Origin of the sequence: Oharaeibacter diazotrophicus, assembly GCF_004362745.1 — a bacterium.
Classification (GTDB): domain Bacteria; phylum Pseudomonadota; class Alphaproteobacteria; order Rhizobiales; family Pleomorphomonadaceae; genus Oharaeibacter; species Oharaeibacter diazotrophicus.
Genome location: NZ_SNXY01000009.1, coordinates 120,978 through 136,791, shown reverse-complemented (window position 1 = coordinate 136,791; position 15,814 = coordinate 120,978). Strand labels below are relative to the sequence as shown.

General features: G+C 70.9%; 14 protein-coding genes. 10 read left to right on the top strand and 4 right to left on the bottom strand.

The annotated features are described in order from the left end of the window. Positions 1–51 precede the first annotated feature (51 nt). The 3 genes from EDD54_RS23680 to preA all read left to right on the top strand — a co-directional run bounded on the left by EDD54_RS23680 (position 52) and on the right by preA (position 5,220). A complete protein-coding gene (locus EDD54_RS23680; protein WP_166653458.1) occupies positions 52–1,980 on the top strand; it encodes a hypothetical protein in 1,929 nt (642 codons plus the stop codon). Positions 1,981–2,355: 375 nt separating this feature from the next. Further along, positions 2,356–3,732 carry an NAD(P)-dependent oxidoreductase gene (locus EDD54_RS15640; protein ID WP_126537932.1) on the top strand — a complete coding sequence of 459 codons (1,377 nt, stop codon included), beginning with the start codon at positions 2,356–2,358 and terminating at the stop codon, positions 3,730–3,732. 180 nt (positions 3,733–3,912) lie between these two features. Continuing rightward, on the top strand, positions 3,913–5,220 hold the full coding sequence (gene preA, locus EDD54_RS15635) for an NAD-dependent dihydropyrimidine dehydrogenase subunit PreA (protein WP_126537930.1): 1,308 nt from the start codon (positions 3,913–3,915) through the stop codon (positions 5,218–5,220). A gap of 152 nt (positions 5,221–5,372) precedes the next feature. On the opposite strand, the gene EDD54_RS15630 is transcribed toward preA, so the two are convergent. Further along, complete coding sequence (locus EDD54_RS15630) at positions 5,373–6,509, bottom strand: glycoside hydrolase family 5 protein (protein ID WP_165644402.1); 1,137 nt, start codon at positions 6,507–6,509, stop codon at positions 5,373–5,375. 293 nt (positions 6,510–6,802) lie between these two features. On the opposite strand from EDD54_RS15630, the gene EDD54_RS15625 reads away from it, so the two are divergent. Further along, entirely contained in the window at positions 6,803–7,753 is a 951-nt protein-coding gene (locus tag EDD54_RS15625; RefSeq protein WP_126537926.1) for a DMT family transporter, read from the top strand. A 5-nt stretch (positions 7,754–7,758) separates the two neighbouring features. On the opposite strand, the gene EDD54_RS15620 is transcribed toward EDD54_RS15625, so the two are convergent. The 3 genes from EDD54_RS15620 to EDD54_RS15610 form a co-directional block, all read right to left on the bottom strand. Then, positions 7,759–8,418: a TetR family transcriptional regulator C-terminal domain-containing protein gene (locus tag EDD54_RS15620; RefSeq protein WP_126537924.1), complete on the bottom strand. Its 660-nt coding sequence runs from the start codon at positions 8,416–8,418 to the stop codon at positions 7,759–7,761. Between the two features lie 76 nt (positions 8,419–8,494). Continuing rightward, positions 8,495–9,394, bottom strand: a complete 900-nt coding sequence (locus EDD54_RS15615) for a restriction endonuclease (protein ID WP_126537922.1) — start codon at positions 9,392–9,394, stop codon at positions 8,495–8,497. A 98-nt stretch (positions 9,395–9,492) separates the two neighbouring features. Then, positions 9,493–10,041 carry a cupin domain-containing protein gene (locus EDD54_RS15610; RefSeq protein WP_126537920.1) on the bottom strand — a complete coding sequence of 183 codons (549 nt, stop codon included), beginning with the start codon at positions 10,039–10,041 and terminating at the stop codon, positions 9,493–9,495. Positions 10,042–10,218: 177 nt separating this feature from the next. Between EDD54_RS15610 and aptA the strand changes: the two genes are divergently transcribed. From aptA to EDD54_RS15580, 6 genes are all read left to right on the top strand, one after another. Next, on the top strand, positions 10,219–11,550 hold the full coding sequence (gene aptA / locus EDD54_RS15605; RefSeq protein WP_126537918.1) for an omega-aminotransferase AptA: 1,332 nt from the start codon (positions 10,219–10,221) through the stop codon (positions 11,548–11,550). Positions 11,551–11,807: 257 nt separating this feature from the next. Beyond that, positions 11,808–13,301, top strand: a complete 1,494-nt coding sequence (locus tag EDD54_RS15600; protein WP_126537916.1) for a CoA-acylating methylmalonate-semialdehyde dehydrogenase — start codon at positions 11,808–11,810, stop codon at positions 13,299–13,301. Between the two features lie 82 nt (positions 13,302–13,383). Next, positions 13,384–13,683 (top strand): cupin domain-containing protein, encoded by a 300-nt coding sequence (locus tag EDD54_RS15595; RefSeq protein WP_126537914.1) that lies wholly within the window; start codon positions 13,384–13,386, stop codon positions 13,681–13,683. Between the two features lie 66 nt (positions 13,684–13,749). Continuing rightward, positions 13,750–13,998, top strand: a complete 249-nt coding sequence (locus EDD54_RS15590; RefSeq protein WP_126537912.1) for a type II toxin-antitoxin system Phd/YefM family antitoxin — start codon at positions 13,750–13,752, stop codon at positions 13,996–13,998. Next, positions 13,991–14,452 carry a PIN domain-containing protein gene (locus EDD54_RS15585; RefSeq protein ID WP_126537910.1) on the top strand — a complete coding sequence of 154 codons (462 nt, stop codon included), beginning with the start codon at positions 13,991–13,993 and terminating at the stop codon, positions 14,450–14,452. Before EDD54_RS15590 ends, EDD54_RS15585 begins: the two co-directional genes overlap by 8 nt. Positions 14,453–14,482: 30 nt before the next feature. Then, positions 14,483–15,733 carry a Zn-dependent hydrolase gene (locus EDD54_RS15580; protein ID WP_126537908.1) on the top strand — a complete coding sequence of 417 codons (1,251 nt, stop codon included), beginning with the start codon at positions 14,483–14,485 and terminating at the stop codon, positions 15,731–15,733. Positions 15,734–15,814: the final 81 nt, after the last annotated feature.

The window sequence follows — 15,814 nt, the reverse complement described above, 5'->3', positions numbered from 1 at the left end:
AAGGTGGTCCGCCGCGGCCGGCCCGGTCGCGCCGCGGGAGGGCCTTCCGCCATGGGTGTCGCCGCCGTCGCCTGGGTTTCGCTCGCCGTCCTGTCGACCGCCGCGCCGGCGCTCGCGGCCAATCCGAGGATCGTCGTCACCAGCGGCGTCGACGACGGCACCGACGGAGCGGCGACGACGCTGCGCGAGGCCTTCGCCATCGCAGCGAAGCGGCCCGGGCCGGACCGGATCGTGGTCGGCCCCAAGCTCTACCTGATCGCCCTCGAGGACACGATCCGCGTCTCCGACGGCGACCCGGTCACCTTCGACGCCGATCCCGACGACGACGGCGTCGGCCAGCTCTACGCCTACATGCGGTTCGAGCGGCCGATGTTCGAGGTCGCGAAGGGCACGGATCTCACCGTCGTCGGTGCCCATTTCGACATCGGCGGCGTGATCGGCACCGCCGGTAACACTGGCACCCAAGGCGTCTGGGGCGAGGGCGGCGCGCCCGGCGAGAGCCACGGCGACATCGGCGGCGACGACCTGAAGAGCGCGCCCGGCGGACGCGGTGGCAACGGCACTCCCGGTCTCGCCGGCGGGTCCGGCGGCAAGGCCGATCCGGTCGGCGGCAAGTTCGTCAACCACGGCCGGCTCACCCTGGTGCGCACCACCTTCGGCCGTTTCCACGTCGTCGGCGGTTACGGCGGGCTCGGCGGCGGCGGCGGTCGCGGCGGCAACGGCGGCTACGGCGGCAGCGGCGGCAACGCGGTGCTGCACCAGGACGACACCATCGACCCGTCGGTGAAGGCGGGTGGCGCGGGCGGTGCCGGCGGCAACGGCGGCGACGGTGGCCGCGGCGGCACGGGCGGCCGCGGCGGCGACGCCGGCGGCGCGATCTTCAACGACAAGGGCGCGGTGACGACGCTGGTCGACGTCGCCTTCGGCGGTCGCTCCGCCTATTTCGGCTATCTCGCCGGCGGCGGCGAGGCCGTGGGCGGAGCCGGCGGGCGCGGCGGTTCGGGCGGCAGCGGCGGCAACGCCGGCGGCGGCGGCGTCGGCGGCCGCGGCGGCGTCAAGGGGCTGCCGGCCGGCGGTTGGGAGAAGATCCCGCGCGGCACCTTCGGTTTCGACAACGGCGGCACCTACGATCCTTGCCTCGACTCCGAAGTCCATCCCTGCGGTTTCACCGCCTACACCGTCGGCGGCCGCGGCGGGGCGGGCGGGCGCGGCGGCGACGCCGGGACCGGCGGCATCATGGGTGCGGGCGGTGACGCGGCCGGGGCGATCCTCAACTACGGCAAGGTCACGGGCACCGCCGCGGTGACGTCGGCCTATGTCGGCACCGGCGGCGCCGGCGGCGACCCGCTGAGCTACCACGGCTTCGGGGGCACGGTCGGCGACGGCGGCCTCGGCGGCCTCCACAAGGCCGGGCGCTACTTCCTGTGGGAGTACACCGGCATGAGTTTCGTCATCCGCTACCAGGGCGATCTGCCGACCGCGGCGGACGGCCGCGACGGCAAGGCCGGCGCCGACGCTCCGATCCGCCCGAAAGGACCGGCCGGCCGCGGCGTCTCGGGCATCCTCACCAAGGGCTCCGGTGCGGTCGGCGGCGCGACGGTGGCCGCCGCCGTCGCCTATGTCCACGACCTCGGGCGGGGAACCGACGCCAACGGCAAGCCGGTGCTCTCGTTCAACGTGATCCGGCTCGGCGACGTCTCCGCGGCGACGCGGATCCGCTGGCGCGTCGTGCCCGGCGGCGGCGCCCGACCGGTCTCCGCCGGCGACTTCGCCGCGGGTGCGCTGCCCTCCGGCACGGTCTCGCTCGTCGCGATCCCCGGGACGGCACAGTCCGACCCGACGAAGAACGCCGTCCGCGTCGTCCTCCCGCTCGCCGCCGCCGCCCTGAAGCCGGCCGGCAAGACCTACCGGGTCGAACTCCTCTCGCGTACCGGCACCACGACCGTGCTGGGAACGGACACGGTGGACGGGGCGCTGTGACCACGGCGCGACGGGGCCGGCGAGCCGCCTGATCGCCCCATCCGCGACGACGGATGTCGCCGCGGCCTCCTTCGTCGTCCTTCCGGCCTCGCGCGCCGCTGCGGCCTGCCCGGCCGCCGCCTTGCCACGCCACATCTCCCTCCCTGCTCATCTTTTCGGCGGTTCCGCTCGGAAAACGCCCCTTGACCGCGAAAAATTTTTACCGAAAGATCAAGGAAACAGCGGGCGCCAGATCCGCGATCCAGAGGGTTCGCCCGGCCGGTCCGCCGGGTGTCGCGTGAGGGGCGCGGCGCGCCGCGTCTTCGAGATTTCGCCGAACATCGACCGTCCGGGGCCGTCCGCTGGGCCGTTCCGGCGCGAGGAGGAGTGCATCCCATGTCGTCGGTCGCAGAGACCATCGCTCCGGCACCCGTCGCCGACATCGCCCCCGGCCGGCTCGCCCCGGCCGACTACGCGGCCAACTTTACCGATCTCCACGCCCCGCTCGACCGCCACGAGGCGCTGGTCGAGAGCGACCGCTGCTACTTCTGCTACGACGCGCCGTGCCAGAAGGCGTGCCCGACCTCGATCGACATCCCGCTGTTCATCCGCAAGATCAACACCGGCAACCCCGACGGCGCGGCGGCGACGATTTTCCAGGCCAACATCCTCGGCGGCATGTGCGCCCGCGTCTGCCCGACCGAGACGCTGTGCGAAGAGGCCTGCGTGCGCAACGACGCCGAGGACGCCCCGGTGCGCATCGGCCTGCTGCAGCGCCACGCCACCGACCACTACATGGCCAGCCACGACCGCTTCGGCACCCGCGCCGCCCCGACCGGCAAGCGTGTCGCCGTGGTCGGCGCCGGCCCGGCCGGCCTCGCCGCCGCCCACGCGCTTGCGAGCGCCGGCCACGAGGTCGTGATCTTCGAGGCCCGCGCCAAGGCCGGCGGCCTCAACGAGCACGGCATCGCCACCTACAAGGCCCCGGACGACTTCGCCCAGAAGGAGGTCGACTTCGTGCTCGGCATCGGCGGCATCGCCGTCGAGACCGGCCGGGCGCTCGGCCGCGACGTGCTGCTGTCCGATCTGAGGCGCGACTACGACGCCGTCTTCCTCGGCCTCGGCCTGCAGGCGGTCAACGCCCTCGCCGTCGAGGGCGAGGGGCTCGCCGGCGTCGAGGACGCCGTCGCCTGGATCGAGGGGCTGCGTCAGGCCGCCGACAAGGCGAGCGTTCCGGTCGGCCGTCGCGTCGTCGTCATCGGCGGCGGCATGACCGCGGTCGACGCCGCCGTACAGGCCAAGAAGCTCGGCGCCGAGGAGGTGACCATGGTCTACCGCCGCGGCCCCGGGCAGATGAACGCCTCGCCCTACGAGCAGGAGGTCGCCATGCTCGCCGGCGTCGCCATCGTCCACTGGGCCGAGCCGCGCGCGCTGACCGGCGCCAGCGGGATCGTGACCGGTGTCACGTTCGAGCGCACCGCGATCGGCGCCACCGGCCGCCTCGAGGGCACCGGCGAGCGGTTCACCATCCCCTGCGACCAGGTGATGAAGGCGATCGGCCAGGTGTTTGTGCCGGGGCCGGTGGCGGGGGAGGGCGCGGAGGCGCTCGCGCTCGAGAAGAACCGCATCCTGGTCGACGCCGACGGCCGCACCTCGCTCGCCAAGGTCTGGGCCGGCGGCGACTGCGTGCTCGGCGGCGAGGACCTGACGGTCCAGGCGGTCGAGCACGGCAAGGTCGCCGCCCGCAGCATCGACGCCGCCCTGAGGGGGTGACGGCTCCTACCCTCCCCCTCGTGGGGAGGGTCGGGCTCGCCGATCGGCGAGACCGGGGTGGGGTAGCGCCAACCTCACCCGTCGAGCCACCCCACCCCGACCGCTGGCGCGGTCGACCCTCCCCACGAGGGGGAGGGTAGCGTCCGCCGCCTCGCCCCATTCCTTCCCGGAGCCACCGCCATGGCCGATCTCTCCACCGACTTCCTCGGCATCCGTTCCCCGAACCCGTTCTGGCTGGCCTCGGCGCCGCCGACCGACAAGCAGTACAACGTCGAGCGCGCCTTCAAGGCGGGCTGGGGCGGCGTGGTCTGGAAGACGCTCGGCGAGGACCCGAACGTCGTCAACGTCAACGGCCCGCGCTACGGCGCGGTGCATTCCAACGACCGTCGTCTGATCGCCCTCAACAACATCGAGCTGATCACCGACCGGCCGCTCGAGGTGAACCTCCGCGAGATCGCCGAGGTGAAGAAGAACTGGCCGGACCGCGCCCTGGTGGTCTCGCTGATGGTGCCCTGCGAGGAGAAGAACTGGAAGTCGATCGTGCCGCTGGTCGAGGCCACCGGCGCCGACGGCATCGAGCTCAACTTCGGCTGCCCGCACGGCATGAGCGAGCGCGGCATGGGCTCGGCGGTCGGTCAGGTGCCCGAGTACATCGAGATGGTGACGCGCTGGTGCAAGCAGACCACGCGCATGCCGGTGATCGTCAAGCTGACGCCGAACATCACCGACATCCGCTATCCCGCCCGCGCCGCCAAGGCCGGCGGCGGCGACGCGGTGTCGCTGATCAACACGGTGTCGTCGATCATGTCGATCGATCTCGACAACTTCGCGCCGACCCCGACCATCGACGGCAAGGGCAGCCACGGCGGCATGTGCGGCCCGGCGGTCAAGCCGATGGCGCTCAACATGGTCGCCGAGATCGCCCGCGACGCCGCCACCCGCGGTCTGCCGATCTCCGGCATCGGCGGCGTCACCACGTGGCGCGACGCCGCCGAGTTCATCGCGCTCGGCTGCGTCACCGTCCAGGTCTGCACCGCCGCCATGACCTACGGCTTCAAGATCGTCGAGGAGATGATCGACGGCCTGTCCGACTGGATGGACCGCAAGGGCTACCGCACCATCGAGGACTTCCGCGGCCGCGCGGTCCCCAACGTCACCGACTGGCAGTACCTCAACCTCAACTACGTCACCAAGGCGCGGATCGACCAGGACCTCTGCATCAAGTGCGGCCGCTGCCACATCGCCTGCGAGGACACCTCGCATCAGGCGATCACGTCGATGCTCGACGGCGTGCGCCACTTCGAGGTGATCGACGAGGAGTGTGTCGGCTGCAACCTCTGCGTCAACGTCTGTCCGATCGACAACTGCATCACCATGGAGCGCATCTCCGGCGTCGACCCGCGCACCAAGCGGCCGATCGATCCGGGCTACGCCAACTGGACGACCCACCCGAACAACCCGGCCTCCGTCAAGGTCGCCGCGGAGTGACACCGAGCTCGCGAGGTTCCGACGTTCGGTCGGAGCGTCGCGGGCGAGGAGCGCCCGACCGGGCGCCGGCCGGCTGGCCGAACCCCCGTGAACTCCCGACGAGTCGGGCGTTCACGGGACAGGTATGAAGAGAAGCCGGCGCCCGCCTCCGGTCACGGCGCCGCAGTGGCCGGCAGCAGGGCGCCGAGGGTGGGGCGGTCGAGCGCGCCGGTGGCGGGATCGATCATGCCGAAGCCGCCGGTGAGGCTCCAGTGCGTCCAGCCGAGGCAGGACGCCTCGGCCCTGCGCGCCACCGTGCGCAACCACAGCGCCCGGTCGGCCGCCGGGGCGTCGTCGGCGAGGACGCCGAACTCGCCGAGGATCACCGGGACGCGGTTGCGCCGGCCCCAGGCGGCGACCGCGGCGAGGTCGCGGCCGACGCGGGTGCCGTCGAACACCATGGCGCGCACCGAGGCGAGATAGTCCGCCGCCGCGGTGTAGCCGGCCGCCCTCAGGCTCGCCTCCAGCGCCAGCACCCGGGGATCGTCGCCGTGGAACGGGAAGGGGATGCCGTGCAGCACCCCGAGCACCGCGTCGGCGAAGCCGGCACCTTGGTGGGTGAAGGCGAAGGGATCGTAGTAGTGCACGGCGTAGACGACGTTGCCGGTGACCGGCGGCGCCGAGGCCACCAGCACGTCGGCGCGCTGCGGCCCGCCGAGAGAGACCACCAGCGGCGTCTTCGGCATCAGCGTCCGGAGCCTGGGCAGCACGCCCTTGAGCACCGCCGCCCACGACGCGTCCTCGATCCCCGGTTCGTTCAGCACCTCGGCGAAGGCCATGCCCGCCGGCGCCTTCACGACGATAGGCGCGAGCCGGCCCCAAGCCTCGACGATCGCGTCGCCGGCCGCGGCCGGGTCGGACGCGAGCAACGCGTTCATGGCTTCGCCGCCATGGAGATCCAGCACCACGGCGAAGCCGAAGCGGCGGAGCCGTCCGTAGGCGGCGCGGGCGTCGGCCAGCGTCGCCTGCCGCGTCGCCGCGTCGGCGAAGCGCGCCATCAGGTTCTCCGCCTTCACCGGCAGCCGGACGTGGCGCATGCCGCCGGCGCGCAGCGTCCGGAGGATCGCGTCGGACGCCTGGGCCCTTGCTCCGGAGCCGTCGACGCCGGGTGCCGATACCCCGCGCGCCAGGGCCGGCCAGCGCAGCGAGCAGGCCGCCTCCGCGGGCATCGCGGCGGCGAGGACGCCGGCGAGGGCGGCGGCGACGAGGCGGAACGACATGGCGCGGATCTCGCTCGGAAGGGTCGGCATCCGCGGAAGTCCTAACAAACCGTTACCGGAGCGTCCCGGGTCGGCACGGTCCCGGCGGCGGGTTTCCGTGCGCGTGGTTAACCGCCGGTCGGTGCCGTCGCGCGGGGGACTGTCGTGGCGACCGCCCGCCTGCCATGGTCCCCGCCGCCTTCTCCGAGACGTCGTCCGCCACGCTCGCTTCTCGAGCCGGACCATTGCAGGCGAGGCGCGCCGCGCGGGCGCCGGCCGGATGGCCGAACCCTCGCGGGGCCGGACGAATCGGGCGTTCGAGCGACTGGCGAAAGGTATTCGCGATGGTGGTCGGCGTGTTGGCGGGTCTGTTCTGCGGTCTCCTCTGGGGACTGACCTTCGTCGGCCCGCGCATGGTCGCGCCCTTCACGGCGGTCGACATCACCGTGGTGCGCTACGCCCTGTTCGGTCTGTTCTCGCTGGCGCTGATGGCGGCGCCGCGCTTCCGGCCGGTCGGTCTCGGACGGCGGCGACTCGTGATCGGCCTCGCCCTCGGCGCGGTCTGCTTCAACGGCTATTTCCTCGCGGTCGCCTACGCGGTGCATTTCGCCGGCGCGGCGATCCCGCCGCTGATCGTCGGCACCATGCCGGTGGTGATGGCGGTGATCGCCAACCGCCACGAGGGCACGGTGCCTTGGGGCCGGCTCGCCCTGCCGCTGGCGCTGATCCTCGCCGGCGTGCTCGCGGTGAACGTCGAGCCGCTCGTCGGCGGTGCTTCCGGCCACGTCGTCGACCTGCCGCTCGGTCTCGCCTGTTCGCTCGCCGCGCTGGCGATCTGGGTCTGGTACGGCCTTGCCAACGGCCGGGTGATGCGCGCGGCCGACGCCCCGGGCACGCTGCCTTGGACCGGGCTCCAGGGCCTCGGCGCCGTCGCCGGAGCGTTGCTGATCACGCCGCTCGCCTCCTTCGGCGATCCCGCCGGCCCGACCGCGGCGGCCACGCCCGCGGCCTTTGCGACGTTCCTCGTCTGGGCCGCGACGCTCGGCATCGCCGGATCATGGCTCGCGACGGTGGCTTGGGTGGTCGCCGCGCGCCGGCTGCCGGTCGCCCTGACGGCGCAACTGATCCTCTCCGAGACGGTGTTCGGCCTGATCTTCGGCTTCCTCTACGAACACCGCTGGCCGACGCCGGGCGAGGGCATCGGCATCGTGCTGCAGATCGTCGGCGTCGTCGCGGCGATCGCCGTGTTCGAGGCGGCGTCGCGGGCGGAGGCCGCCGCCGGCGTCCCCGCTTGAAGCGCTCACGGAACCGGACGGCGCGGCAGGATGCCGGTCATCAGCACGCCGAGCACGGTGTCGTTCGCCGTCGCGAACACCGCGGGATCGGAGACGCCCTTGCCGAGTACGGCGCGGATCTGGGTGTCGAAGTCGGCGTAGTGCTGCGTCATCGCCCAGATCATGAACACGAGGTGGACCGGGTCGACCGGCGCCAGCCGGCCGTCGGCGATCCAGCGCGCGATCACGGCCGCCTTCTCCTCGACGATGTCGCGCAGGTCCGTGGCGAGCACGGCCGACAGGAGCGGCGCGCCCTGCATCACCTCGCCGAGGAACAGCCTGCTCTCCTGCGGATGGTCGCGCGACTGGGCGAGCTTGGCGCGGACGTAGGCGGTGATCTCGCCCTCCGGGTCGCCGTCGGGGTCCATCTCGCCGAAGGGCGTCAGCCACATGTCGAGCGTGCGGGTCAGGACGGCGGTGTAGATGTCCTGCTTGCGGCGGAAATAGTAGAGCAGGTTGGGCTTCGACATGCCCGCCTGGGCGGCGATCTGGTCGACGGTGGCGCCGCGGAAGCCGAAGGTCGAGAACACCTCCAGCGCCGCGTCGAGGATCTTCTCCTCGTTCTCGGCCTGGATCCGCGTTCGCTTCTTCGAGGCGGCGGCCCGGGACATGAGCTGGTCGTCCATCGAGACTCCCGACTGTTCGGTCAAAATTTTTGGCCGCAGGGGGAGGCGAGGTCAAGGGGGGCGGAACGCGGCGGCGTCAGCGGGGCGAGAGGAAATAAATTGGTGTAAGCGGGAAGCGCTGACGCGCTGCGTCGGTCAGCTTCGCATAGAACTCGATCCACAACTCGAAGAACCGGTCGGCATCCAGGAGCGTGATGCGCCGACTTTCCTGGGCACGCGCGTAGTCCTCGGCATCCTTCGTAAAGCCGCCGAGGCAGACATAGAGGCCGACGTCGGCATGGCCGATGGTCGCTATGAACGAGCGTAGGTTGTCGAGGTCTACCCGGCTCTGCCACCTCTTGACCTGAACCTTGATGCGCGGACCCGTCGTGCCCAGCGGATCCGTATGGGCGACGATGTCGACACCCCCATCCTTGCCCGGCGGCGAGATCCAGGAAACGTGGTAGCCCATTCCCTCCAACAGGTCGGCCACGATGCGCTGGAACTCGAAAGGGTCGCGGGTTCGCAGGAACGTCTCGACCTGAGTCCAAGCCTGCTCTTCGGCCTCCTCCAGCGTTACGCTGAGCGCTTCGGCGGCATCGGCCATCGGGGCACTCGCCAACGCGGACTGCACCTCGGAAGCGACAGTATCGCGACCCGCCTTCCAGATCGCATAGAGCCTGCACGCCTCCTTGTAGAACGCTTCGGGATCCTTGAAGTCGCCGAAGGCCCTACGTCCGGCCTCGGTTACCTCCCATTGGCCCTTCGCCTTGGAGAGCCAGCCCGCTTTGACGCAGTCGACCGTCGCAAATCGCAGGATCTTCTCGAAGCGCGAACCGCCCGACCCGTACGAGCCAGCCTCGTAGGGCGAAAGCGTGAACGACTGTCGAACGCGCACGATCGCGTCCTGCGCGCGAACGGCACCGTTCGAAGTCATCAGGACCTCGAACAGCTTCTTGACGAACTCGCCCGTTCGCCGTCGCGTGACCTCTGCCATCGACCAAGCCCCACCCAAACGCCCGGCAAACCGGTTCGCGCCGGGACGTACAACGAGTATGCGTCGGCTAGGCGCGTTGCAATCGCGATCGCACCCCCTCAGAAGCTCGGCGGGGTGCAGACGCTGACGACTTCGCAAGGGGTGTCGCCGACGTTGCGGAAGCGGTGGGGTTCGGCGCTGTCGAAATAGTAGGCGTCGCCGGGGCCGAGGACGGCGCGGCGGTCGCCGACCGTGACCTCGAGTTCGCCGGCGAGCACGATGCCGCCTTCCTCGCCCTCGTGGCGCAGGTGGATCCGGCCGGAATCGGTGCCCGGCTCGTAGCGCTCGCGGATGATTTGCAGCGCCTTGCCGGTGAGGTCGCGGCCGACCTGGCGGTAGGAGACGCCGCCGCGGCCGATCTCGGTCATGTCGGCGGCGCGGAAGAACACCTGTTCGCGCTCGGGCGGGGTCTCGGCGAAGAAGTCGGCGAGCGGCATCGGCAGGGCGTCGAGGATGCGCTTCAGCGCGCCGACCGACGGGCTCACCGTGTTCGATTCGATCTGGCTGACGGTGGCGTTGGAGATGCCGGCGCGGCGCGCCAACTCGCGCTGCGACAGCCCGCGCGCCTCGCGCACGCGCCGCAGCCGGCCCCCGAGGTCGAGCGACATCGCGATCCCCTGTTCAGTCGTTCGGAATTCCGAACAGGAAAGCGGTGAAACCGCGGAAAATCAAGCGTCGCCGCAGGCCGAACATAACTGCTTGTCGAACGCCGCGGCGGGGACGAAACTCCCGCCCCGAGCCGGGATCGACCCGGTCCGCACCCGTCCCCAGAAGGCCCGACGTCGATGAACCGCCCCGAACGCGTTCCCGTTCCCAACAACCTCGAGAGCTTCTGGATGCCGTTCACGGCGAACCGGCAGTTCAAGAAGGATCCCCGCCTGTTCGTGAAGGCGGAAGGCATGCACTACTGGACCTCGGACGGGCGCAAGGTGCTGGACGGCACCGCCGGCCTGTGGTGCTGCAATGTCGGCCATTCCCGCCCGAAGGTGGTCGAGGCCGTGCAGCGCCAGATCGCCGAGCTCGACTACGCCCCGGCGTTCCAGATGGGCCACCCGAAGGCGTTCGAGCTGGCGGCGCGTCTCGTCAACTACCTGCCGAGCCCGCTCGACCACGTCTTCTTCACCAACTCCGGTTCGGAGTCGGTCGAGACCGCGCTGAAGATCGCGATCGCCTACCAGCGCGCCCGCGGCAAGGGCACCAAGACGCGCCTGATCGGCCGCGAGCGCGGCTACCACGGCGTCAACTTCGGCGGCATCTCGGTCGGCGGCATCCCGAACAACCGCAAGTTCTTCGGCTCGCTGCTCACCGGCGTCGACCACATCCGCCACACCCACGACCTCTCGCGCAACGCCTTCACCCGCGGCGAGCCGGAATACGGCGCGGAGTACGCCGAAGACCTCGAGCGCGTGATCGCGCTGCACGACGCCTCGACCATCGCGGCCGTGATCGTCGAGCCGGTCGCCGGCTCCACCGGCGTGCTGATCCCGCCGAAGGGCTACCTGAAGCGCCTGCGCGAGATTTGCGACAAGCACGACATCCTCTTGATCTTCGACGAGGTCATCACCGGTTTCGGCCGCCTCGGCACGCCCTTCGCGGTCGAGTATTTCGACGTGGTGCCCGACATGGTCACCTGCGCCAAGGGCATCACCTCGGGCGTGATCCCGATGGGCGGCGTGTTCGTCACGAAGGACATCTACGACACCTTCATGACCGGCCCGGAACACATGATCGAACTGTTCCACGGCTACACCTATTCGGCACACCCGGTCGCCTGCGCCGCCGCGCTCGGCACCCTCGACACCTACGAGGACGAGGGGCTGCTCACCCGTGGCGCCGAACTCGCGCCCTACTGGGAGACGGCGCTGCACACCCTCAAGGGCCTGCCGCACGTCATCGACGTCCGCAACATCGGTCTGATCGGCGCGATCGAGCTGGAGTCGATCCCGGGCGAGCCGACCAAGCGCGCCTTCACCGCCTTCCTCGAGGCATACGAAAAGGGCGTGCTGATCCGCACCACCGGCGACATCATCGCCCTGTCGCCGCCGCTGATCATCTCGAAGGACGAGATCGACGAGATCGTCGCCACCCTGGCCATGGTGCTGAAGAACCTCGCTTGACCGGCGGGGAGGGGGCGGTGCAGTTGCCGGGTCGTCCGGCGGCGGCGTGTCTGCCCCCTCTCCCTGTCTCTCCCCCTCCAGGGGGGAGGGGACGCGGTGGCGGGGGACTGCGAAACGGACGCCTGCCCATCGCCTGGACGACAGTACGGGACGTTGCCGCCTCGTCCCCTCTCCCCTTGTGGGAGAGGGACAGGGAGAGGGGTGGGCACCGCCTCGGCCGCCGATCGACGAAACAACAACAGGGGACGGGAACACCCATGCGCGAGATCCAGAACGCCTACGGCGGCCGCAAGGTCGCCTCCACCTCCGGCCGCACCGCGCCGGTGTTCAATCCGGCGACCGGCGAGCAGGTAGCGACCGTGCCGCTGTCGTCGGCCGAGGAGGTGTCGGCCGCCGTCGCCGCCGCGCGCGAGGCCGCCGAGGCCTGGGGCCGCACGCCGCCGATGAAGCGCGCGCGCTTCATGTTCGCCTTCAAGCAGCTGGTCGAGGCCCACGCCGATGACATCGCCCGGGCGATCAGCCTCGAGCACGGCAAGACCCATCCCGACGCCCTCGGCGAGGTGCAGCGCGGCCTCGAAGTGATCGAGTTCGCCTGTGGCATCCCGCATCTCCTCAAGGGCGAGTTCTCGCGCAACGTCGGTCCGGACATCGATTCCTGGTCGGACCGCCAGCCGCTCGGCGTCGTCGCCGGCATCACGCCGTTCAACTTCCCGGCGATGGTGCCGATGTGGATGTATCCCGTCGCGGTCGCCTGCGGGAACACCTTCGTGCTGAAGCCGTCGGAGCGCGACCCCGGCGCGGTCATGCTGGTCTACGACCTGTTCGAGAAGGCCGGCTTCCCCAAGGGCGTCCTCAACGTCGTCCACGGCGACAAGGTGGCGGTGGACACGCTGCTGACCCACCCCGACGTCAAGGCGGTGTCCTTCGTCGGCTCGACGCCGATCGCCGAATACGTCTACGCCACCGGCACGCGCCACGGAAAGCGCGTCCAGGCGCTCGGCGGCGCCAAGAACCACATGATCGTCATGCCGGACGCCGACATCGACAAGGCGGTCGACGCGCTGATGGGCGCCGGCTACGGCTCGGCCGGCGAGCGCTGCATGGCGGTCTCGGTCGCCGTCCCGGTCGGCGAGGCGACGGCGAACAAGCTCGTGGAGGCGCTGAAGCCCAAGGTGCAGGCGCTGAAGATCGGGCCGTCCACCGACGCCGACGCCGAGATGGGGCCGGTGGTCACCAGGCAGCACCAGCAGAAGGTGCTCGGCTACATCGACCAGGGCGTCAAGGAAGGCGCCGAGCTGCTGGTCGACGGTCGCGGCTTCTCGCTGCAGGGCTACGAGGACGGATACTTCGTCGGCGGCACCCTGTTCGATCGCGTCACGCCGGAGATGACGATCTACCGCGAGGAGATCTTCGGCCCCGTGCTGTCGGTGCTGCGCGCGCCGAGCTACGACTACGCCGTCGACCTGATCAACCGTCACGAATACGGCAACGGCACCGCCATCTTCACCCGCGACGGCGACGCCGCCCGCGCCTTCGCCGACCGCATCGAGGTCGGCATGGTCGGCATCAACGTGCCGATCCCGGTGCCGGTGGCCTACCACTCCTTCGGCGGCTGGAAGCGCTCGCTGTTCGGCGACCATTCGATCTACGGGCCGGAGGGCGTGCGCTTCTACACCCGCCTCAAGACCGTGACGAGTCGCTGGCCGGAGGGCATCAAGTCCGGCGCGGTCTTCACCTTCCCGACGCTTTGACGACACCGCGGGCCGGCACTCCGGAAGGAGTGCCGGCCCGCGCCGCATCCGGCCCCTGCCACCCCCGAGGAGACGCCCGCCGATGTCCGCGTTCACCGCACGCCCGCCGGCCGTGCCGACCCTGCTCCACGACGACGAGCGCGCCCGCGTCACCCGCTGGGACTTCGAGCCCGGCGCCGACACCGGCTGGCACCGCCACGGCATGGCCTATCTCGTCATCCCGATGACCGATTGCTCCTTCCTGATCGAGGAAGCCGCCGGCGAGCGCCGGGTCGAGGTCAAGGCCGGCGCCACCTACACCCGCCCCGAGGGCGTCGAGCACAACGTCGTCAACGGCGGCACCGCGCCGATGAGCTTCATCGAGGTCGAGTTCAAGGCGTGAGCGTTGAAACGCTCCGAGGAACTCACTAGTGTGACCACATGTGGTCACACCACGGAGGAGGCGTCGATGGACACGGTTCAGTTGCGCGATGCCAAGGCCAGCCTGTCGAAGCTCGTCGAGGCGGCCGAGGCCGGGGAGCCCACCGTCATCACCAAGCACGGGCGCGAGGCCGCGATGCTGGTGCCGATCGCCGAGGGACGAAAGCTCTACCCCGCGGCGGGGCGGAGCTTCCTCGACCATCTGCTCGCCTATCCGGGAGGCCTCGAGCTCGAGCCGGAGGACGTCCTGAGGCTTCGGGACGTCGACCTTGACTGACCTGATCCTGGACACGTCGGTGCTGTCCCGGTTCGCGCCCGGCAAGCATCCCCCGATCGACGGGGAGATCCTCGCGGATTTGCGCGCGACCGAGGACGACTGGCGCGTGCCCACGATCGTCGTCGCCGAGATCGCGGCGGGAATCGCCAAGCTCCGCCGGGCCGGTGGAGAGGCGCGGGCGGCGCTGCTCGATGCCTGGCTCACGGAGACGATCGTCGTCTTCGCCGACCGCATCCTGCCGTTGACCACCGAGATCGCCGTCGAGACCGGTCGGCTCCACGACGATCTCCGCGCCCGTGGCCGGCATCCCGGCCTGTCGGACGTGGTGATCGCCGCTTCGGCCGCCGCCAGCGGCGGCGTCGTCCTCACCCGGAACATCCGGCATTTCCACCCTGCCGGCGTGCGATGCCTCGACCCGTTCGAGCCCGGTTTCCTGGCCGCCCTGCGCGGCTGACCGCCCCGACCAACCTCCCGGAGACCTCCCGTGCCGCTTCCCACCGACAACCTCCGCATCAACGCCCAGCGCCTCTGGGACAGCCTCCAGGAGATGGGCGAGATCGGCCCCGGCGTGCGCGGCGGCAACAACCGCCAGACCCTCACCGACAGCGACCGCGAGGGCCGCCTGCTGTTCAAGCGCTGGTGCGAGGAGGCCGGCATGGCCGTCGGCGTCGACAGCATGGGCAACATGTTCGCCCGCCGCGAGGGCGCCGACCCCTCGCTCGACCCGGTGATGATGGGTTCGCACCTCGACACCCAGCCGACCGGCGGGCGCTACGACGGCGTGCTCGGCGTGCTCGGCGCGCTCGAGGTGGTGCGCTCGATGAACGACCTCGGCATCCGCACCAAGCGCCCGGTCGTGGTGGTCAACTGGACCAACGAGGAGGGCACCCGCTTCGCGCCGGCCATGCTCGCCTCCGGCGTCTTCGCCGGCGTGCACACCGAGGCCTGGGCCAAGGCGCGCTCCGACAGGGACGGCCGGACCGTCGGCGAGGAGCTGAAGCGGATCGGCTTCGAGGGCGACGAGCCGGTCGGCGAACGCAAGCTGCACGCCCTGCTCGAACTCCACATCGAGCAGGGGCCGATCCTCGAGAAGGAAGGCAAGGACATCGGCGTCGTCACCCACGGCCAGGGCCTGAAGTGGCTGCAGGTGACGCTGACCGGCAAGGAGGCCCACACCGGTTCGACGCCGATGCCGATGCGCGTCAACGCCGGCCTCGGCGCCGCGAAGATCGTCCAGTTGGTCGACGAGATCGCCTGGAGCCACGCCCCCCTGGCGGTCGGCGCGGTCGGCCACATGGACTGCTTCCCGAACAGCCGCAACATCATCCAGGGCAAGGTCGTCTTCACCGTCGACTTCCGCCATCCGGACAAGGCGGTGATCGCCGACATGGTCGCCCGCCTGGAGGCCGGCGCCCGCGCCGTCGCCGCCGACATCGGCCTCGGCATCGAGATCGAGGAGGTCGGCGGCTTCGATCCGGTCGCCTTCGACGACACGCTGCTCGCCCGCATCCGTTCGGCCGCCGAACGGCTCGGCTACTCGCACCGCGACATCGTCTCTGGCGCCGGCCACGACGCCTGCTGGATCAACCGCGTCGCGCCGACCGCGATGATCTTCTGCCCCTGTGTCGACGGCCTCAGCCACAACGAGGACGAGAAGATCTTCCCCGAATGGGCCGCCGCCGGCACCGACGTGCTGCTCCACGCCGCGCTGGAGACCGCCGAGATCGTCGAGTGACGACGGCCACGCCCCGCCGCCGCGACGGCGGCGGGGCTTCTTTCGCCGAGAACGCGTCGCCGTCGAGGCGGCGTTAGGCGT